The organism is Exiguobacterium sp. s7 (assembly GCF_018618195.1).
In the GTDB taxonomy this organism is placed as follows: Bacteria; Bacillota; Bacilli; order Exiguobacteriales; family Exiguobacteriaceae; genus Exiguobacterium; species Exiguobacterium mexicanum_A.
Map to the genome: position 1 here is coordinate 53,079 of NZ_JACSLO010000002.1, position 18,278 is coordinate 71,356.

An 18,278-nucleotide genomic window follows, 5' to 3' on the forward strand; every position below is an offset into this window, starting at 1 on the left:
GAGGTGTGAAACATGATTAGAGTGAATCGCCACGGCTATACCGTCATCGAAGAAAAACGGGACGGTTTTGACGAGGAGGCATTCATCGCACGCTATAGCGACGTGCTCGATAAGTATGATTATATCGTCGGGGACTGGGGTCACGGACAACTTCGGTTGAAAGGATTTTATGAGACAAAATCCAAATTCGCGACATATGACAACCGGATCGACCATGTGATGGATTACGTGTATGAATACTGTAACTTTGGGTGCCCGTTCTTCGTGCTCAAGAAAGAGACGGAAATCGATGAGGCGGAAGACGGTCCGGTCTTCGGCGGCACGAAACAACCGCTCAAACTGAAACGCAAATTCAATAAATCGGAAGAAGCTGAGCCTTCGACCGGCACATGACGCGCTGATGACATCAGCGCTTTTTTGTTACATTTATTTTCCAAATGTTTCTTTTAGGTGAAAAGACGGTGTGACAGGTTTAGGGGTGGGAAAATTGTGATAACTTATATTTATAGCAATTGTTTCTGTTCGGGTTTTGGAAGTGAGGTGGAAGTATGCAACACGTACAAATGGCGACCGTCGGTGACCGCGATGACGTCCACAACCGAATTCATAACTTCGGTCTGGGCTTACTTGCGATGTTGTTCTTCGGGTTAGGGAGTATCATGACGTTTTACTTCACGGCCGCAGTCCTTCTCTATGAGGTTGTCCACGTATTGCTGATCCGCCGCTTTGAATATCGTCAGGCGTTTCTGAGAAGCCGTCTATTTAAAATCATTTCGTTGGCGGCAGTGGCCACAGGTGTGCTCTTATTTATTTTATCGATGTCACAGTTTTTCATGGGCAATGTGATGTATTGAGGGGGAGGGAAAAAACCTTTTCCCTTTTTTCGTGGTTTTTTGAAACTTTTCTGGGGGCGATGACGTACACTTAGGAAAGACCTCACAAAAAGGATGATGAAAAATGACTGCACAGTTAAAACAACATGCACAAAAAATGTTAACCGGAAAGCGTTGGCTGATGGCCGGGCTATTAATTTTATTCGTCGTCTTGAACGGGATTCCACAATCGTTCGCGCCGCCTGTCCCTGTAGACCCAGAGGCGATACCGACAGCGGCTGACACGGGACTTACGTTCTTGTCGCTTCTTCTCACTTTGTTGATTGCACCGCTCACGATCGGCTGGGCGTGGCTCGTCCTTTCCGTTTCACGCGGCGAGCGGCCAGGCGTCTCAAAGTTGTTCGAGCCATTTAAAACGGGCTACGTCAAGCACGTGCTCGCCCCGTTCTTCATGGGATTGTTCATTTTCTTATGGACGTTGCTCCTCGTGATCCCGGGAATCATCAAAGGGTTCTCGTACTCACTGACGTACTACATTTTACGGGACCAACCGGAACTATCGGCCCTTGAGGCGATCACGGAATCACGCCGCATGATGGATGGGCATAAGATGGACGCGTTCAAACTCGTCCTCTCGTTCATCGGTTGGTTCTTCGTCGGGGTGTTCACGCTCGGAATCGGATTCTTGTACGTCTACCCGTACTTCACGACGACGTACGCGACGTTCTACGACTCGATTCGTCAAGCGGAACGACCACAGACAAACCATGCCGGCACGGATTTCGAACAAGGATTCTAAACGAAAACCTCCGCTCAATCGAGAGCGGAGGTTTTATTATGCGTTGATTTCTTGTTTTTGGAGGTATGGCTTGAGTGACAACGTGTGCTCGGCGACGACTTTACGAATCGTCTTCGTTTTCGAGCGCATGACGAGCGACGTCGTTTCGACGATATCATCCGTCAAGAATTTGACGCCGTCGAGCAATTCGCCTGACGTGACGCCTGTCGCCGCAAAGATGCAGTCATCGCTCTTGACGAGGTCGTCGATTGTGAGCAATTGGAGCGGGTCTTCGATGCCCATCGAGATGACGCGCGCCGTTTCTTCTTCGTTCATCGGGTGAAGGCGTGCCTGCATGTCGCCTCCGAGCGCTTTGACGGCCGCTGCCGTGATGACGCCTTCCGGGGCGCCGCCCGTGCTGATAAAGATGTCAATCGGATTTGATTTGACGGCTGCCGCGATTCCCGCCGAGACGTCTCCGTCTTCGAACAGCTTGACGCGAGCGCCCATGTTCATCGCCGCTTGACGCAAGTGCTCATGGCGATCACGGTCTTGCATGATGACCGTGACTTCTTCGATACGCTTGCCGTTATAGAGGGCTGCCTTCTCGATGATCGATTCGAGCGGTTCGTCGAGCGAGACTTTGCCTTTCAAATTCGGCCCGACGACGAGTTTATCCATATACATATCCGGTGCGTGGAGGAGGGCGCCCTTATCGGCGACCGCGATGACGACCATGGCATCGCCGAGCCCTTTGGCGACGATGGACGTCCCTTCGAGCGGGTCGACCGCGATGTCGACTTCCGGCCCAAACGTCGTACCGAGACGTTCGCCGATATAGAGCATCGGTGCCTCATCGAGCTCGCCTTCACCAATCACGACGGTGGCGTCCATATTGACCGTACCGAGGACTTCACGCATTGCTGACGTGGCTGCGTCGTCTGCTTCGTTCTTTTGACCACGACCGATCCATTTTGACGAAGCAAGTGCTGCTGCCTCAGTTGCTCGTACGATCTCTAGCGCTAATTCTCGTTCCATAGTGTTGTACCCTCCACGTGATGTCTATTTAATGTGTCATACTATTCATTGTGTTAATCCGTGGATTAGTGTATCACAATCGGATAAATGATGTAAATAGGTGAGATTCTTTTCTCGAACGAGAAAAAGGATTACTATAGGAGGCAGGGGGGATTCCGATGTATTTTGTGAACAGAGAAAAGATTAGCGAGACGTTGGCCCATATGGAGACGATGCTCGGTCGACTTGATCAACTAGAGGGGGACGCCTTCACGGTCGAACTGGCGAAACAGCGGTTGGCCGTCCATTTGATGGAAGGCGTGATTGATGTCGGCAATTCGATGATTGATGGCTTCATCATGCGCGACCCGGGCAGTTATGAGGACATCGTCGATATTTTGCTCGATGAACGCGTGCTCGATGCCGAGACGGCAGTAGCCGCAAAAGCGCTCGTGGCGCTGCGGGCTCATTACGTCCGGGAGTTCGTCACGGCAGACTCGGATCGATTCGACGCTTGGGTCGAGCGCTATAGAGCGACGTTCGAGGCATTCCCAGAGCAGGTCCGGCATTATATCGAAGTGGAACTTGGACCTGTATCAGCATTTCTACCAGAAAGCGAGTGATTGGATGGATTCGATTAAAGGATACTTATTTGATTTAGACGGCACGATTTATGCGGGGACAGCCCCGATTCAAGCAGCGGTCGATTTCGTGAATCGACTCGAAGCAACGGGCTTCCCGTACTTGTTCGTGACGAACAACGCGTCGATGACGCCGAAACAAGTGGCAGATAAGCTCGTCTCGATGGGTGTACATGTCACACCGGAGCACGTATTGACGAGCGCGATGGCGACGGCCCGTTACATCGAGAAGATGACGCCGGGCGCGACGGTTTACATGATTGGGGAAGACGGCTTGCGTTTAGCGCTTGAAGAACGTGGCTTCCACGTGACGGAAGAGGCGAAGGCGGACTATGTCGTCATCGGGCTCGACCGCCATATCACTTACGAGAAGTTGGCGAAAGGCGCACTCGCGATTCGTTCCGGTGCCCGCTTCATCTCGACGAACGGCGATATCGCCATCCCGACCGAACGTGGCTTTTTGCCTGGGAACGGGGCGCTCACATCCGTCTTGGCTGTGACGACGGAAAAAGACCCATTCTTCATCGGGAAACCGGAACCGGTCATGGTCGATATCGCCCTCGAGATGATCGGTCTCACAAAAGAAGAGGTCGTCATGGTCGGGGATAACTATCATACCGACATCTTGTTCGGGATCAACGGTGGGCTCCGGACGCTTCATGTCAATTCGGGCGTACACGGTCCGGCCTTTATCCAAGAACAAGAAAAGCTCCCGACCTATATGGTCGAAAGCTTAGATGAATGGACGCATGCATGAAAAAAAGGGATGACTCACGTCTCCCTTTTTGTTTAGAATACTTGTTCGACTTCAACGATGCCAGGTACTTCTTCGATGAGCGCACGCTCAATCCCGGCTTTCAAAGTGATGGTTGAAGATGGGCAGCTGCCGCATGCACCCATCAAACGAAGTTTGACGATGCCTTCTTCCACGTCTACGAGTTCGACGTCACCGCCGTCGCGAAGCAAGAACGGGCGTAATTTATCGAGTACTTCTTGGACTTGATCAAACATTTCCATGGTATCTACCCCTTTCTGGTTCCCTTTCATTCTAGCAAGTTTGAGATTGTTTCTCAATCATTAACGCTGAGCGTTTTGTGACGATGTCACTTCTTGAATTTTGTATAATAGGAGAGAACAGGGGGAATGGACATGAAAATCACGGTATATGGGGCTGAGGTGCAGTGTGCGAGCTGCGTCGGGGCACCTAGCTCGATCGAGACATATGAATGGTTGCAAAGTGCGCTTGCCCGGAAATATCCGGATCAGGCGTTCGAGTTCGAGTACATCGATTTCGAGACGGCTGACGACGACATCGCTGAGGCGATCAAGCAAGACGAGTGGTTTTATCCGCTTGTCCTCTTGAATGGGGAAGTCGTGGATGAAGGGGTCGTCCAGTTACGAAAAGTCTACTCGGCCATCGAGCAGACGACAGCATGAAAAGAGTCGAGCGACGATTGTCGTTCGACTCTTGTTCGTTACAGAAGGCGGAACGATGACGTCGCCGAACCTGCCGTGTAGCCAGTGAGCGTCGCATCAGCCTTCACTTGGTACGTGCCGCGCTGTGACGAAGAACTTGTCGAGAGCGTGAACGTGATGGCGCCGGTCGAACTTGTCTTGCCTGTCCCTGTGAGCGTCGTGCCGTAAGGTTGTGTGACCGTCACACGGACGTCGGCGTTTGCGACCGGTTGGCCGTTCGCGTCCCGCACCGTCGATGAGATCGATACTTGCTCACCCGCGTAATAAGTCGACTTCGATGTCGATACTGTCGTCGCGAGTGCTTGAACAGGTTGTGACGTCCCACCAGACGTTGGAGCTTGGACGAGTCCGTTTCCGAACCAGGCGTCGCGTCCAACCGCGCCAAGGTCGATCGAGTCTTGTGACAGTTTTGAGCGGAGTTGCGAGCTCGACAACGTCGGGAACGCTTGCTTCATGAGAGCGAGGTTACCAGCGACGTACGGAGTCGCCATCGATGTCCCGCTCATTTGGCCGTATCCGCCAGTTGCGAGTGTCGAGTTAATGCTCACGCCTGGTGCCGCGACTTCGACCGTGCTGCCTGTAGCCGAGAATGAGGCGCGATTGTTGTTGATGTCCGTCGCTGCGACAGCGATGGCCGAGCTGTATCGGGCCGGGTAGTTGACGAGGTCGCCCGATCCGTCGGTGCGTCCGTTGTTACCGGCTGCCGCGACGACGAGGATGCCAGCATTATTGGCACGGTCGACGACTTGTTGGAGCGTTGAGGATGGACTCGTCGTCCCGAGACTCAAGTTGATGACGTCCATATCGTTCGTGATTGACCAATCGATCCCGGCGATAATACTCGATAGGCTACCGCTACCGTTCGCCTCGAGTGCCTTGACGGCGTAAATGCTCGCCTCGTGGGCAATCCCGACGGTCCCAATGCTGTTGTTACGGGCCCCGATGATACCAGCGACGTGCGTCCCGTGACCGTTGTCATCGGCGTACGAGCTCGTGACCGTGCTGAATGAGGCACCGCCCGAAATCGTCAAATCAGGATGCGGCGAGATCCCCGTATCGACGACCGATACTTTCACGCCTTTCCCGGTGTATCCGCTCTGCCAAGCCGATGGGGCTTTCAACTTCGGGATGCCCCAGTCCTGGGTCTGGTTCTCGATTTGTACCGTCTGATCGACTTCCACGTGGGCGACGTGCGGGTTGTTCTTCAGTCCGTTCAGTGCGGCTTTCGGTACTTCAAGCGCTGCGGCTGGAATGTTTTTGTATTGTTGGCGAACTTCCATGCCTTCGATTGAGAGCGGGATGTTCTTCGCTGACTCTTTGAAGACGACGATGACGCGTTCTTTCGATTTGTTGGGAGCAGCTTCCGCGGCTTCCGGGACGGTTGACAAGACGAGCAATGAGGCGAGGACGGTGCTACAGATTTTTTTCAACTTGTTTCCTCCTTCGGGTTATGTAGGCGAGGTGACACGAAGTCGTTCGGCCGTGACCCTAGAGTAACAAGTTTTGCCAACGGGTAGAATATGTCAATCGAATCAATAATCTGAATATTTAGATAAGGATACAGGGGATTCAGATACAAGACTTTTGGCTCAACACGACGGTGGCTGAACGACAAATGGATTGCTTTACATTAAAAAGGATCGACCGAAATGGCCGACCCAGGCATGTTATTTAATGACTTTATGTTTCCAAAGAATTCCGGACTTGAGCAATCGCGCGACTTTTCCGGTAAGCGACTGCTTGCCCATGAAGACGCCGAATCCGGCCTTCTTCCCAAGCGATCCTAACGTGCCTCGGAGTTTGATATCCGGCAAATCCGGATACCCGACACCTTTCCATTTACAGAGTAGCACTTGGACGATCTGTTCGGCCTGCGCTTCTGCGAGCTGACCCGAAGGTGCATACGGCAGGCTGGCGTTGTCCCCGACGACGAAGATATCGGGCTGTTCCGGGACGTAGTGGTGTGGTGTCAATTTGACACGTCCACCCCCATCGAGTTCCCAACCTTGGTTGCGGACGACGGCGACCGGTTGAATCCCGGCGGTCCACACCGTCAAATCGGAAGCGAAGTGCTGTTCATGGTTCCATAACCCATCGGCGTCGACCCGGACGATGTTCGAGTTATTGATGACTTCGACACCATGTTCCTCGAACCAAGACTGGACATACATCGAGACGCGGTTTGATAGGAACGATAGGACGGACGGGCCGCGGTCGAACAAACGGACCGTCAAGTCGGGACGACTCTCGCGCAGCTCGCTGGCGAGCTCGACACCGGACAGGCCGGCACCGACGATCGAGACGACCGATCCCGGAGATAGGCCGTTGATTGCTTGCTGGGTCTTTCGTGATTCTTCTAACGTTTGGATGCTGTACGTGAACTCGGCGGCACCGGGTACGTTATGGTACTTGTCCTCGCAGCCGAGGCCGATGACGAGGTCGTCGTACGGCACTTTTTCCCCGCTCGCGAGCAGGACCATTTTGTCCCCCGTATCGATATCGGTGACTTGGCCGTATATGTAGTCGACCTCTTCTGGAAAATCGATGCGGATGTCACGATCCGACACGGTCCCCGCCGCAAGTGCATAATACTCTGTTTTTAATCCATGGTAAGGTAGACGGTCGATGAGTGTGATCGATACGTCCTTCAGCTGATGGCCGAGGACACGTTCGATTACACGCATACCCCCGTAACCGCCTCCCAAGACGACTAATTTGCGCATAAAAATCCCCCTTTGTTACACTTCAACTGTATCATGTTATAATACGCCGTAGAAGAACCATTTTCCTGCTTTGAAGGAAAGGGGAAGGGTGAATGACATGATGAATCCGATCATTGAGTTCTGTGCCTCCAATTTAGCGATGGGTTCACAAATCGCCCGCGCCAAATTAGAGTCCGATCCAGACTTAGACGTCGTCGAATATGGCTGTACGGGCTACTGCGGCGTCTGTTCGCTTGACTTGTTTTGTCTCGTCGATGGTGAGGTCGTGACCGGGGATACACCGGAACAACTCGTGACGAATGTATATGAAAAAATTGAAGAAATGGCATGGTGAAAAAGTTTGAAGGACCTTCAAACTTTTTTTATTTTGACTGTTTTCACCCGTTGCATTTTTAAAAAGGGTCTGTTATATTCAAAGAGGTTCGAATGTAGGTTGTCTGACGTTTAACAACATAAAAAGAAAGCGTTTCAAACGGTAGGACACATCTCGATTCGGGTATATCACATTATCAGGTTTCCCCAATATGAAAGGAGCACAACACCAATGAATATCATGAGCGTGGTTGGTATTTTGGCACTAATTGGAATCGCTTACATCTTCTCAACCAACCGTAAAGCCATCAAATGGCGCACCGTACTTGCCGCTTTCGCGGTACAGTTTACGTTCGCCTTCCTCGTCCTCTTCACTACAGTAGGACGTAACGCATTAGAATGGATCTCAGGCGGCGTACAAAGCGTCTTGAACACGGCGAACGCCGGGATCAGCTTCGTCTTCGGTACAGCTGTCGGAGAAGGTAACTTCGTCTTCGCGTTCCAAGTGTTGACGATTATCGTCTTCATGTCGTCACTCATCGCACTTCTCTACTATGTAGGTGTCATGCAGTGGGTGATTCGTATCCTCGGTACGGCTCTCGCCAAAGCACTTGGCACGTCACGTAAAGAGTCGCTCTCAGCGACAGCGAACATCTTCGTCGGTCAGACGGAAGCACCGCTCGTCATCAAACCTTACCTTCCAACGATGACGCAATCGGAACTCTTCGCTGTCATGGTCGGTGGTCTCGCCTCGGTTGCCGGTTCAGTTCTTGCTGGATACGCTGCTCTTGGTGTACCGCTCGAGTACTTGCTCGCAGCGAGCTTCATGGCTGCTCCTGCTGGTCTCATGTTCGCGAAAATCATCGTCCCGGAAACAGACGTACCGGATGACGATATCGAAATCGCTGAAGATGAAGAGAACAAGGCAGCGAACTTCGTCGATGCAGCCGCTCGCGGTGCATCTGACGGTCTCTTCCTTGCTTTGAACGTCGGTGCGATGCTTCTCGCCTTCGTTTCATTGATCGCGCTCGTTAACTTGATTCTCGGTGGAATCGGTGGCTTGTTCGGTTTCGACGGCCTCACGCTTCAATTGATTCTTGGTTATGTGTTCGCACCGCTCGCATTCGTGATTGGTGTGCCATGGGCAGATGCTGTTCAATTCGGTAGCTTCCTCGGACAAAAACTCGTGTTGAACGAATTCGTCGCTTTCTCTGAATTCGCACCAATCATCGGTTCTGGTGACCTCTCGGCACGTACGGAAGCTATGATCGCGTTCGCACTCTGTGGATTCGCCAACATCTCATCACTCGCCATCCTTCTCGGTGGTCTTGGTGGAATGGCGCCGAACCGTCGGAACGACATCGCGCGCATGGGTGTCCTCGCGATTCTCGCAGGTACGCTTGCCAACTTGATGTCAGCGACACTCGCTGGTCTTCTTCTCTAATCAAACACGGTATACTCAGAGTGGTCACTTCGGTGGTCACTCTTTTTCGTTGCGACGTTTATGAATGAACAGCAAAAACCGACCGTAAGGCGGTCGGTTTCACTAGTGTTTATCATCCCTGACGAGGTATATCCACTTCTTGGAGTCTCGGCCAAGTGGCTTGCCAATTCTTTTTATTGATCCGGGCTCGATAAACATGATGGTGTGAAGCGTCGTTCGCAAAGTCCGGAGTCGGTCGTAACTGTAGTCTAACTATGTCGTCAATACCGTAAGGGACGGCCAGCTTCAAGCGTCCGCCCGCATCAAGACTGACACCGATGGCCGTGACCGTCTCAGGGAAATGGGCCAAGGCGTCGACCGCAGATTGATACGGTGGCAATTGATTGACCCGATGCATGCGGGCCTGGTTTTTGACCGACCAAGGGACGTTCGGTAACAGGTCGTGCAGTTGTGCCTCATACTGTTTTTCAATCGCCTCGTCGATGTGAGATCGGTCAAAGTAGATGACATCGACGTCCTCGGTAGGCGTCGGTACTTCGTAGCCGTGCGCGTCATCCCATATTTTTGCCCGCACGTATCCGGCACAAATCCACCAATCGGGTAAACCGAGCGAAGCGACGATTGTCAACAGACGCATCAGTTCCACATCAGTCTCTAAAAAATGGGTCTCATCTTCAGTCGTGTTCAATCCATCTCCTCCTATTCTCTCATTAGCATAGCGTACCTATACAAAAAGCACCTAGACCGGGGTCTAGGTGCTTGTCAGTTACGCTTGAAGTTGCATGCGCTGACGTTCGATCCACGGCTTCAATTTGAGGAAGAGTGGGACGAACAAGGCGCTGATCAACAAGGCCTTAATGAAGTTGAACGGCAAGATACCGTATAGGACGAGGTCCGTTTTGACTGCCGGTTGCGCCATCTCGGTCATGCCGAAGAAGAACGCGTAGGCTGGTAAGATGAGCAAATAGTTCAAGATCGCCAAGCTGAGTGCCATCGTGATCGTACCGGCCACGAGGCCTGAAGCGAGCGCTTTATTCGTTTTACGTTTATGGTAGAACCATGCGACCGGATACATGAAGGCGACACCTGCAAAGAAGTTCGCGACTTCACCGACCGGAACGCCGCCACCGTTGAAGACATAGTAGAGGACGTTTTTTAGAGCGACGACCACGACGCCTGCGAGTGGGGAGAACACGATCCCGGCGACGAGCGCGGGAATGTCACTGAAATCCACTTTTAGGAACGGGGGTAGGAAAGGCAGCGGGAAGTTAAAGAGCATGAGGACAAAAGAAATGGCCCCGAGCATCGATAGCGTCACCAGTGTTGTCAATCGTTTGTTGCGCGTTGTTTTCATCAAAATCTCTCCTTTTGTCGCTCCTTGATGAATGGCACCCGTCGCATAGAAAAACCCGATTGTATCAAACAATCGGGAGAGTTTACGCGCATACGAAACAGATGTTCTCATCGGTGTTTAGACCACGCCGAAGAAAACATCCGGATATCGGTCGGATGCCGCCATCTTCTCCCATCCAGACTTTACTGTCGGCTTTCGAATCTCACGAAATCAGCAAGCAACGCCTTGCTCGCTCACGGGCTGAGAAGAACTTGTCTTCAATACCGCCGGTCGGGAATTTCACCCTGCCCCGAAGATGGAACGATTTAATTTTTTTTGTTACAGTTTAGTTATACAAGATATTTCACAAAATCTCAAGTCAGTTGACTTGAAGTTAAGATAACGAAGGAGGAGTTCAGATGATTCATTTGACAGAATCAGCCGCATTACAAGTCATCGATATGATGAAACAGACCGAACGCCCCGACGACCAGTACTTGCGGATCAAAGTGCAAGGGGGCGGGTGTACCGGCCTGTCTTACAGGATGGGGTTTGATGAGGATAAGACAGACAAGGACGTTCAGTTTGACCACTATGGTGTCCGTGTCATCGTCGCGGAAGCCGATCACGGGGTCGTCGACGGTCTCGAGATTGACTATAAGCAGTCGATGCTAGGAGGCGGCTTCACGATTAAAAATCCGAACGCCATCGCCACGTGCGGTTGTGGCTCGAGTTTCCGGACGGCATCGAACGCCGGGACACCTGGGGATTGCTAAACGAAAGGCCAATCATGCCTCATGATTGGCCTTTTTTGTATTCAGTCTGTCTCTTCAATCAGAATTAATCGAATGAGTTTCGAAGCCGCGTCTAACTCGATTTGATGTTGCCAAGGACGAAACGCTGTGATTTTACACGTGTCGTTCGTGATGCGGAATGAACAGACGCTCTCTTCCTCTTGGTCAAGGACCGAGTAACGGCTGAAGTCCGATAAGCTTTGGTAAATGGCATATTGTGTCGGTAATTCACACGACCATCCTTTTTCTAATGTGATCTGATGCATGCGTCTCGCCTCTTTCTTCTCTATATATATAAGAATAACAAAAATATTCAAGGGTGTGGGAGATTAGTCGAGAGGATGCAAGGGAAAATGAAAAGAGATGTCATTTCATGTAGGAGGGGCAGGGACGATGAGAAAAGTATTGATTTTCGGTGGCTCACGCTATTTTGGAAAGCGGTTGGCGCTTCGGTTGGCGGAGGCCGGTGACGATGTGACGATTGTGACGCGTGGACAACTGCAAGTACCCGAGGCGGAGGGCATCCGGTCGATCAGAGGGGACCGACAGTCGGTGGCGACGATGAAAGATTTGTCACGCGACCATTACGACCTCGTCTATGACAATATTTGCTTTAACCCGTACCAGGCAAAGATCGCCTCGGACGCTTTCATGGACCAAGTCGGTAAATATGTGCTCACGTCGACGATGTCGGTTTATGCGCCAGGCGCCGAGTTGAAAGAAAGTGATTTCAATCCGCTCCATCATGACTATCATCTCGAATCCGAACATGATTACGGGCAAGGGAAGCGAGAGGCTGAATCTTATTTCTTCCATCGCGCCTCGTTCCCGGTCGCGACGGTCCGCTTGCCGATCGTGCTCGGACCCGACGACTATACAGACCGTCTCAAGTTTTATATCGACGCCGTCCGACGGGAAGAGCCGATCGTGCTGCATCACCCGGAAGCGAAGATGGGGTTTATCTCAAGCTTTGAGGCGGCCGCCTTTCTAGAATGGGTCGGTCGGGCGAACGTGACCGGACCGTTCAACGCGGCGAGTGAAGGGGTCATCTCGCTCGGGGCACTCATGGAACGGATCGGCCATCACTTAAATAAACCGGTCCAGATCATCAAAGATGGCGAGTCGTCGCCGTACGATACGGACGTCGACTATTATATGTCGATTGCCGAGGCGAAAAAGGCCGGGTTCGTCTTCACCCAACTCGACGACTGGCTCGACCGGGTCATTGTACAAACAATCCGCAAATGAAAAATGGCCCTCATCATCGCGATGAGGGCCACATCGTTATTTCCCGGCAAATACCGAAGTCGAATGTTGTGGGTGACGCGCTGTCGGGTCGACGAGCTGCTTCACTTGGTTGATGGCGATCGGGGCTTCACCGAAGCCTGTCGCAATCAATTTCACTTTTCCTTCATAAGTCGCGATGTCACCACAGGCGAAGATGCCGGCGACCGTCGTCTCCATGCGTGAGTCGACGCGGATCGTGTTCTTCTCGAACTCCATGCCCCAGTTTTTGATTGGGCCGAGCGATGAGACGAAACCGTAGTTACAGATGAGGTCGTCGATTTCGACGAATTTCGATTCGCCGTCTTTGTCCGTCAATTCGACCGACTCGATGTGTGTCTCACCTGAAAGTGACTCAATGTTATATGGCGTCCACATGTTGATCGTCGAGGCCTTCATTTGCTCGACCGTATGCTCGTGGGCACGGAAACGGTCACGGCGGTGAACGATATGGACTTCCTTGGCGATGCCTTCAAGCATGAGCGCCCAGTCGACGGCAGAGTCGCCGCCGCCAGCGATCATGACGCGGCGGTCGCGGAACTTCTCCATGTTGTCGACGAAGTAATGAAGGTTGGCATAATCTTCGCAACCATCGATGCCGAGCGGTCGTGCGGCGAATGCCCCGTTCCCGGCCGTGATGATGATGGCTTTCGTATGGTACTCATCCTTGTTCGTCGTGATCTGGAACGTGCCGTCTTCAAGACGTTCGACCGTCTCGACCGTCTCCCCGAGGCGATAGTCCTGCTCGAACTGATCGGCTTGGGCTTTCAATTGGTCAATCAAATCTTGGGCTTTCACTTTCGGGAAGCCGGCGATGTCGTAAATATATTTTTCTGGATACAGTGTCGATAATTGTCCGCCGAGCTGCGGCAAACTTTCAATCAACGCCGTATCGAGTTGGCGCATACCTGCATAAAATGCGGTGAACAGTCCGACCGGACCGCCACCGATGATGATCACATCTTTCGTCGATTTCATCGAATTCCTCCTCAAAACGTATACATCCATTATAGTGACAATCGTGAATTAAATCCATTCTGTACAAACATCCTATACATTCAAAAAAAATTCAAGAAGATAAGCTTTTCCATTGAGAAAACGAAATAAACAGCGTACAATGAACGAGAAGCAATTGTGAACATTGGTTGAACAAGGTTTAGGCTTTATTGTGAACATTCATGTGAAAAAACACACAACATGATTGTTCAAGAAAACAAAACTATCAAAACAAGGTGGAAATGAACATGAAACGACCTAACATTGTTATTCTTGGCGCAGGTTTCGGTGGACTCATCACAGCGGTGAACCTCCAGAAGACGCTCTCAGCTGGCGACGCGAACATCACGCTCATCAACAAGCATGATTACCATTACCAGACGACATGGCTCCATGAACCAGCGGCCGGAACGATGAAACCGGAGCAAGCTCGTATCTACATCAACGACGTTGTGAACCCGTCACGCGTGAAATTTGTCAAAGGGATCGTCGATCGCGTCGATACTACGGCTAAACAAGTACTACTCGCAGACGGCTCGACTGTTGAATATGATTATGTCGTGTTCGCACTCGGCGGCATTCCGGAAACATTCGGAATCCCAGGCCTCAAAGAGAACGCGATGACAATCAGTTCATTGAACAGCGTCCGTAAAATCAAAGAACATATCGAATACTCATTCGCACAATACAAGACGAACGGGTCGGCTGATCGCTCGTACGTGACAATCGTCGTCGGCGGCGCAGGTTTCACAGGCATCGAGTTCCTCGGTGAGCTCGTCAACCGTGTCCCTGAGCTTTGCAAGCAGTATGACGTGCCACGTGAAGCGGTTCGAATCGTGAACATCGAGGCGGCTCCGACCGTCCTTCCTGGTTTCGACCCAGAACTTACGACGTATGCACAGAAATGGCTCGAGCGTAACGGTGTCGAGATGAAACTCGGCAACGGCATCAAAGGCGTTGAGCCTGGCGTCGTCACGTTCGGTCCGCTTCAAGGCGACACGACGGAGACGATCGCAGCGAACACGATCCTTTGGACAGGTGGCGTGAGCGGTAGCCCGATCATCGAGAAATCTGGTTTTGAAGCGGTCCGTAACCGTGTCATGGTCGAGGCGGACAACCGTGCCCCTGGTCACGACAACGTCTTCATCATCGGTGACTGCTCGGCTGTCATGGATCCGGTCTCAAACCGTCCATACCCGCCGACTGCTCAAATCGCGACGCAACAAGCGCACAACGTAGCGAAAAACATCGCGGCGCTCATCAACGGAAAATCGACTTCGAAATTCACGTATGAGAGCAAAGGGACAGTCGCTTCACTTGGCCATAACGACGGTATCGGCATCGTCATGGGCAAAAAGATCTTCGGTCGCAACGCTTCATTCATGAAGAAAGTGATCGACAACAAACACTTCATCGAATTGAAGAAGTACGGTCTCGTCCTCAAAAAAGGTAAATTCTAAGCAATATGACCAAGTAGCCCGCTCATCCGAACGGGCTACTTTTTTTGATGGCGTCTCATGGTTCACCTTTGACCTAAGAGAGGGCGATTCGGTATAATAGACAACGGGAAAAGGGGGCAATCGCATGCATATCATCCAGGCTGTCATTGGGGCGATTCTTTATTTGGTCATCTTCTTCAGCATCGGCTTCATTTTGAACATGCTACTTAAAAAAACATGGACGCTCGTGTTCATCTATCCGATTTTCGTCATTATGATGATTGATAACGTCAAGCTCTCGAGTTACATCACGGAGACATCGACCGCGCTCGCCAACGTTTACGAACGGGTGCTCGGACTTCAGTTTTTGGATGTGTTCATGCTTGGTTTCGGACTGCTCGGTGCGATTTTGGCCGGCGTCACGATCCGCTACTTGCGTAAGAGTGGTTACTCAATGTTTTAAAGACGGCAGAAATGTTCGTCTTTTTTGTTTTCTGCCTACTTTTTTAGAAGGCGAACCGATATACTAGATGAGATAACGATTTAATTAGTAAGGGATGCGATGAGAATGACATTACCGATGTATACGATCAAGAAAGTGTTGAATAATAGCGTTGTCATTTGCCAACATGATCCGGAACCGGAAGTCATTCTACTCGGGAAAGGGATTGGCTTCGGCAAGAAAGCGGGCGATCTCGTCGACCCGGCCAGTGTCCCGGAGAAAGTGTATCAACTGACAGATAAAGAAGAGCAATCGCAATATCGTGAACTCGTCAAACACGTCGACGAGGACTTTATTGCTTTCATGCAAGAAATCGTCGGCTTTATCGAGAACAACACAGGTAAAAAAGTCGACCAGCATATCCATATCGGTTTGACCGACCACTTGTTCTTCACGATGAAGCGGATCGAACAAGGGATGGAAGTGACAAATCCGTTCTTGCTTGAGACCGAATCGCTCTATCCGAATGAGTACGCCTTGGCTGAACGAATCGTCGATATGATTCACGAGCGGCTCGACGTGCTGTTGCCCGATGCGGAGATCGGATTTATCGCGCTCCATATCCATTCGGCGACGACGTTCAAAAACGTCCTCGAGGTCAACCGGCACAACCAAATCATCGGGCAAATCGTTCAGACGATTGAGAGTCGTTTGAACGTCAAAATGGATCGGAGTTCACTCGATTATAAGCGCTTACTTCGGCACTTAAGGTACGCCGTTGAGCGGGTTGCGACGGGTGAGATGGTGGAAGCCCCACAAAAAATTGAAAAGGTATTGCGCGAAGAATATCCGCTATGCTATAGTACTGCTTGGGAGCTGATGGGCATCATGGAACGCGAATTAAAGCGTCCTGTCCCGCGAGGTGAAGCGACATATTTGACGATGCATCTCCAGCGCCTAACAAGTAGATAACTGATACCACGTATCTTACGTGTTACTGATTCGATCAGGCATGAGTAAGGAGTGGAACGCAACGATGTCTCCATTAGGAGAGGTCTACGTTCTATACCTTATTCATGCCTGTTTCTGTTTTTATAAACGTTTATTATGAAAACGTTTAGATACGTCGGTTGTCTGACATCTACAGTCGTCTTTCCGCACGAAACAATCACAAAAGGAGGATTTATCATGTTTAAGCAGATCTTTGGTGTTCTTCAAAAAGTCGGTAAAGCACTTATGCTTCCTGTAGCGATCTTGCCGGCAGCCGGTCTTCTTCTTGCATTCGGTAACGCGATGCAAAACCCGGCCCTCACATCACGCGCTGGTTGGTTAACGAACGAAGGCGTTGTGAAATTCGCTCAGCTCATGGAGCAAGCGGGTGGCATTATCTTCTCGAACTTAGCACTCTTATTCGCAGTCGGTGTCGCGATCGGTTTAGCAGGGGACGGCGTTGCCGGACTCGCAGCCATCGTCGGATTCCTCATCATGAACAAAGTAATGGGTGTTTGGCTCGAACTCACACCTGAAATCATCGCACAAGGTGACCCGGCTTACGCATCAGTACTTGGGATTCCAACACTCCAAACAGGGGTATTCGGAGGGATCATCGTCGGTCTGATTGCCGCATGGGCATACAATAAGTACTTCAACATCGAATTGCCGCAATTCCTTGGCTTCTTCGCTGGTAAGCGTTTCGTCCCAATCGTTACTGCAGTATTGGCAGTTGTCGCTGGTTTCGTTATGCTTCTCATCTGGCCACCAGTTCAACACGGCTTGAACACGTTCTCAAACTTCATGTTGACTGAAAACCGCACGTTCGCGGCATTCATCTTCGGTTTGATCGAACGTTCATTGATTCCATTTGGTCTTCACCACATCTTCTACTCACCATTCTGGTTCGAGTTCGGCTCGTACACGGATGCAGCGGGTAACATCGTTCGTGGTGACCAAGCGATCTTCTTCGCACAAATTCGTGATGGTGCCGAGCTCACAGCTGGTACGTTCATGACTGGTAAGTACCCGTTCATGATGTTCGGTCTTCCAGCAGCAGCACTTGCTATGTACCATGAAGCACGTCCTGAGCGTAAAGCAGTCGTCGGTGGTCTCTTGGCTTCGGCAGCACTTACATCGTTCTTGACTGGTATCACTGAGCCGATCGAGTTCTCATTCTTGTTCGTTGCTCCACTCTTGTTCGCAGTACACGCAGTCTTCGCTGGCCTTTCGTTCATGGTCATGCACATCTTGAACGTCAAAATCGGGATGACGTTCTCGGGCGGTTTGATCGACTACCTTCTCTTCGGTGTACTTCCTAACCGTACAGACTGGTGGCTCGTCATTCCAGTCGGTCTCGTGTTCGCAGTCGTTTACTACTTCGGATTCCGTTTCGTAATCCGTAAGTTCAACCTTAAAACACCGGGCCGTGAAGATGAAGTCGTTGAGCAATCAACTGCTACAGGTTCGGAACTTGCACAAGATATCCTCGTTGGTTTCGGTGGTTCGCAAAACATCAAACACTTAGACGCATGTATCACACGTCTTCGCGTTGAAGTTAAAGATAAGAGCCAAGTCAACAAAGAAGAATTGAAACGCCTCGGGGCAGCTGGTGTCCTTGAAGTCGGTAACAACATTCAAGCAATCTTCGGACCACGTTCTGATGCGTTGAAATCAGAAATGCAAGCGGTCATCGCTTCAGGTAACGAAAAGAAAGCAAACTGAATGAAGCTATAAGCCAATCCATTATGGATTGGCTTTTTTTGTATGGGTGAA

The 18,278-nt window shown here is 51.1% G+C and carries 21 protein-coding genes, 1 pseudogene and 1 riboswitch; of the genes and pseudogenes, 14 read left to right on the forward strand and 8 right to left on the reverse strand.

Annotation, left to right across the window (positions count from 1 at the left end):
* Positions 1-12 precede the first annotated feature (12 nt).
* The 3 genes from KNP79_RS02845 to KNP79_RS02855 all read left to right on the forward strand — a co-directional run bounded on the left by KNP79_RS02845 (position 13) and on the right by KNP79_RS02855 (position 1,632).
* Positions 13-393 (forward strand): YutD family protein, encoded by a 381-nt coding sequence (locus KNP79_RS02845; RefSeq protein WP_021065508.1) that lies wholly within the window; start codon positions 13-15, stop codon positions 391-393.
* 155 nt (positions 394-548) lie between these two features.
* Complete coding sequence (locus KNP79_RS02850; RefSeq protein WP_215191242.1) at positions 549-854, forward strand: hypothetical protein; 306 nt, start codon at positions 549-551, stop codon at positions 852-854.
* Between the two features lie 103 nt (positions 855-957).
* Positions 958-1,632 carry a DUF975 family protein gene (locus KNP79_RS02855; protein WP_034778418.1) on the forward strand — a complete coding sequence of 225 codons (675 nt, stop codon included), beginning with the start codon at positions 958-960 and terminating at the stop codon, positions 1,630-1,632.
* A 36-nt stretch (positions 1,633-1,668) separates the two neighbouring features.
* On the opposite strand, the gene glpX is transcribed toward KNP79_RS02855, so the two are convergent.
* A complete protein-coding gene (gene glpX, locus KNP79_RS02860) occupies positions 1,669-2,649 on the reverse strand; it encodes a class II fructose-bisphosphatase (RefSeq protein WP_214753000.1) in 981 nt (326 codons plus the stop codon).
* A 158-nt stretch (positions 2,650-2,807) separates the two neighbouring features.
* Here glpX and KNP79_RS02865 point away from each other — a divergent pair, with 158 nt between their 5' ends.
* On the forward strand, positions 2,808-3,251 hold the full coding sequence (locus KNP79_RS02865) for a DUF86 domain-containing protein (protein WP_214797322.1): 444 nt from the start codon (positions 2,808-2,810) through the stop codon (positions 3,249-3,251).
* Between the two features lie 4 nt (positions 3,252-3,255).
* Positions 3,256-4,026, forward strand: a complete 771-nt coding sequence (locus KNP79_RS02870) for a TIGR01457 family HAD-type hydrolase (RefSeq protein ID WP_214706604.1) — start codon at positions 3,256-3,258, stop codon at positions 4,024-4,026.
* Positions 4,027-4,058: 32 nt separating this feature from the next.
* Here KNP79_RS02870 and KNP79_RS02875 read toward each other — a convergent pair whose 3' ends face one another.
* Positions 4,059-4,316, reverse strand: coding sequence for a NifU family protein (locus KNP79_RS02875; RefSeq protein ID WP_232819607.1), 258 nt, complete (start codon positions 4,314-4,316; stop codon positions 4,059-4,061).
* A gap of 96 nt (positions 4,317-4,412) precedes the next feature.
* Between KNP79_RS02875 and KNP79_RS02880 the strand changes: the two genes are divergently transcribed.
* On the forward strand, positions 4,413-4,706 hold the full coding sequence (locus tag KNP79_RS02880; RefSeq protein WP_138859124.1) for a DUF1462 family protein: 294 nt from the start codon (positions 4,413-4,415) through the stop codon (positions 4,704-4,706).
* 38 nt (positions 4,707-4,744) lie between these two features.
* On the opposite strand, the gene KNP79_RS02885 is transcribed toward KNP79_RS02880, so the two are convergent.
* Together KNP79_RS02885 and KNP79_RS02890 are read right to left on the reverse strand one after the other, a co-directional pair.
* On the reverse strand, positions 4,745-6,175 hold the full coding sequence (locus tag KNP79_RS02885) for a S8 family serine peptidase (protein WP_215191243.1): 1,431 nt from the start codon (positions 6,173-6,175) through the stop codon (positions 4,745-4,747).
* 237 nt (positions 6,176-6,412) lie between these two features.
* Positions 6,413-7,468: an NAD(P)/FAD-dependent oxidoreductase gene (locus tag KNP79_RS02890; RefSeq protein WP_034778394.1), complete on the reverse strand. Its 1,056-nt coding sequence runs from the start codon at positions 7,466-7,468 to the stop codon at positions 6,413-6,415.
* A gap of 97 nt (positions 7,469-7,565) precedes the next feature.
* On the opposite strand from KNP79_RS02890, the gene KNP79_RS02895 reads away from it, so the two are divergent.
* Together KNP79_RS02895 and KNP79_RS02900 are read left to right on the forward strand one after the other, a co-directional pair.
* Positions 7,566-7,802, forward strand: a complete 237-nt coding sequence (locus KNP79_RS02895; protein WP_021065517.1) for a YuzB family protein — start codon at positions 7,566-7,568, stop codon at positions 7,800-7,802.
* Positions 7,803-8,012: 210 nt separating this feature from the next.
* Positions 8,013-9,224, forward strand: a complete 1,212-nt coding sequence (locus KNP79_RS02900) for a NupC/NupG family nucleoside CNT transporter (protein WP_215191244.1) — start codon at positions 8,013-8,015, stop codon at positions 9,222-9,224.
* Between the two features lie 112 nt (positions 9,225-9,336).
* Here the strand turns inward: KNP79_RS02900 and KNP79_RS02905 are convergent, their stop codons facing one another.
* Positions 9,337-9,861, reverse strand: coding sequence for a nucleotidyltransferase family protein (locus KNP79_RS02905; protein WP_215191426.1), 525 nt, complete (start codon positions 9,859-9,861; stop codon positions 9,337-9,339).
* 129 nt (positions 9,862-9,990) lie between these two features.
* Complete coding sequence (locus tag KNP79_RS02910; protein ID WP_029595118.1) at positions 9,991-10,578, reverse strand: ECF transporter S component; 588 nt, start codon at positions 10,576-10,578, stop codon at positions 9,991-9,993.
* A gap of 159 nt (positions 10,579-10,737) precedes the next feature.
* Positions 10,738-10,879: riboswitch (FMN riboswitch) on the reverse strand.
* A 97-nt stretch (positions 10,880-10,976) separates the two neighbouring features.
* Here KNP79_RS02910 and KNP79_RS02915 point away from each other — a divergent pair.
* Positions 10,977-11,333: a HesB/IscA family protein gene (locus KNP79_RS02915; protein WP_215191245.1), complete on the forward strand. Its 357-nt coding sequence runs from the start codon at positions 10,977-10,979 to the stop codon at positions 11,331-11,333.
* A 41-nt stretch (positions 11,334-11,374) separates the two neighbouring features.
* Here KNP79_RS02915 and KNP79_RS02920 read toward each other — a convergent pair whose 3' ends face one another.
* A complete protein-coding gene (locus tag KNP79_RS02920) occupies positions 11,375-11,617 on the reverse strand; it encodes a hypothetical protein (protein WP_029595120.1) in 243 nt (80 codons plus the stop codon).
* 127 nt (positions 11,618-11,744) lie between these two features.
* On the opposite strand from KNP79_RS02920, the gene KNP79_RS02925 reads away from it, so the two are divergent.
* Positions 11,745-12,599: an NAD-dependent epimerase/dehydratase family protein gene (locus KNP79_RS02925; protein WP_214706587.1), complete on the forward strand. Its 855-nt coding sequence runs from the start codon at positions 11,745-11,747 to the stop codon at positions 12,597-12,599.
* 36 nt (positions 12,600-12,635) lie between these two features.
* Here the strand turns inward: KNP79_RS02925 and KNP79_RS02930 are convergent, their stop codons facing one another.
* Complete coding sequence (locus tag KNP79_RS02930) at positions 12,636-13,613, reverse strand: NAD(P)/FAD-dependent oxidoreductase (protein WP_215191246.1); 978 nt, start codon at positions 13,611-13,613, stop codon at positions 12,636-12,638.
* A 266-nt stretch (positions 13,614-13,879) separates the two neighbouring features.
* On the opposite strand from KNP79_RS02930, the gene KNP79_RS02935 reads away from it, so the two are divergent.
* The 4 genes and pseudogenes from KNP79_RS02935 to ptsG all read left to right on the forward strand — a co-directional run.
* Positions 13,880-15,091 carry an NAD(P)/FAD-dependent oxidoreductase gene (locus KNP79_RS02935; RefSeq protein ID WP_214706576.1) on the forward strand — a complete coding sequence of 404 codons (1,212 nt, stop codon included), beginning with the start codon at positions 13,880-13,882 and terminating at the stop codon, positions 15,089-15,091.
* A gap of 124 nt (positions 15,092-15,215) precedes the next feature.
* Positions 15,216-15,533 carry a YuiB family protein gene (locus KNP79_RS02940; RefSeq protein ID WP_021065526.1) on the forward strand — a complete coding sequence of 106 codons (318 nt, stop codon included), beginning with the start codon at positions 15,216-15,218 and terminating at the stop codon, positions 15,531-15,533.
* 105 nt (positions 15,534-15,638) lie between these two features.
* Entirely contained in the window at positions 15,639-16,484 is an 846-nt protein-coding gene (gene glcT / locus KNP79_RS02945; protein WP_021065527.1) for a glucose PTS transporter transcription antiterminator GlcT, read from the forward strand.
* A 216-nt stretch (positions 16,485-16,700) separates the two neighbouring features.
* Positions 16,701-18,200, forward strand: a pseudogene (gene ptsG / locus KNP79_RS02950) (glucose-specific PTS transporter subunit IIBC); the annotation flags it as partial.
* Between the last annotated feature and the right edge of the window lie 78 nt (positions 18,201-18,278).

Bases quoted from the DNA above. Each gene is read 5' to 3' on its own strand.
- KNP79_RS02895 (WP_021065517.1), top strand. From the start codon at position 7,566: ATGATGAATCCGATCATTGAGTTCTGTGCCTCCAATTTAGCGATGGGT.
- KNP79_RS02875 (WP_232819607.1), bottom strand. From the start codon at position 4,316: ATGAAAGGGAACCAGAAAGGGGTAGATACCATGGAAATGTTTGATCAA.
- KNP79_RS02940 (WP_021065526.1), top strand. From the start codon at position 15,216: ATGCATATCATCCAGGCTGTCATTGGGGCGATTCTTTATTTGGTCATC.
- KNP79_RS02910 (WP_029595118.1), bottom strand. From the start codon at position 10,578: ATGAAAACAACGCGCAACAAACGATTGACAACACTGGTGACGCTATCG.
- KNP79_RS02930 (WP_215191246.1), bottom strand. From the start codon at position 13,613: ATGAAATCGACGAAAGATGTGATCATCATCGGTGGCGGTCCGGTCGGA.
- KNP79_RS02920 (WP_029595120.1), bottom strand. From the start codon at position 11,617: ATGCATCAGATCACATTAGAAAAAGGATGGTCGTGTGAATTACCGACA.
- KNP79_RS02870 (WP_214706604.1), top strand. From the start codon at position 3,256: ATGGATTCGATTAAAGGATACTTATTTGATTTAGACGGCACGATTTAT.
- KNP79_RS02925 (WP_214706587.1), top strand. From the start codon at position 11,745: ATGAGAAAAGTATTGATTTTCGGTGGCTCACGCTATTTTGGAAAGCGG.
- KNP79_RS02880 (WP_138859124.1), top strand. From the start codon at position 4,413: ATGGACATGAAAATCACGGTATATGGGGCTGAGGTGCAGTGTGCGAGC.
- glcT (WP_021065527.1), top strand. From the start codon at position 15,639: ATGACATTACCGATGTATACGATCAAGAAAGTGTTGAATAATAGCGTT.
- glpX (WP_214753000.1), bottom strand. From the start codon at position 2,649: ATGGAACGAGAATTAGCGCTAGAGATCGTACGAGCAACTGAGGCAGCA.
- KNP79_RS02890 (WP_034778394.1), bottom strand. From the start codon at position 7,468: ATGCGCAAATTAGTCGTCTTGGGAGGCGGTTACGGGGGTATGCGTGTA.
- KNP79_RS02855 (WP_034778418.1), top strand. From the start codon at position 958: ATGACTGCACAGTTAAAACAACATGCACAAAAAATGTTAACCGGAAAG.
- KNP79_RS02850 (WP_215191242.1), top strand. From the start codon at position 549: ATGCAACACGTACAAATGGCGACCGTCGGTGACCGCGATGACGTCCAC.
- KNP79_RS02905 (WP_215191426.1), bottom strand. From the start codon at position 9,861: ATGCGTCTGTTGACAATCGTCGCTTCGCTCGGTTTACCCGATTGGTGG.
- KNP79_RS02915 (WP_215191245.1), top strand. From the start codon at position 10,977: ATGATTCATTTGACAGAATCAGCCGCATTACAAGTCATCGATATGATG.
- KNP79_RS02865 (WP_214797322.1), top strand. From the start codon at position 2,808: ATGTATTTTGTGAACAGAGAAAAGATTAGCGAGACGTTGGCCCATATG.
- KNP79_RS02900 (WP_215191244.1), top strand. From the start codon at position 8,013: ATGAATATCATGAGCGTGGTTGGTATTTTGGCACTAATTGGAATCGCT.
- KNP79_RS02935 (WP_214706576.1), top strand. From the start codon at position 13,880: ATGAAACGACCTAACATTGTTATTCTTGGCGCAGGTTTCGGTGGACTC.
- KNP79_RS02845 (WP_021065508.1), top strand. From the start codon at position 13: ATGATTAGAGTGAATCGCCACGGCTATACCGTCATCGAAGAAAAACGG.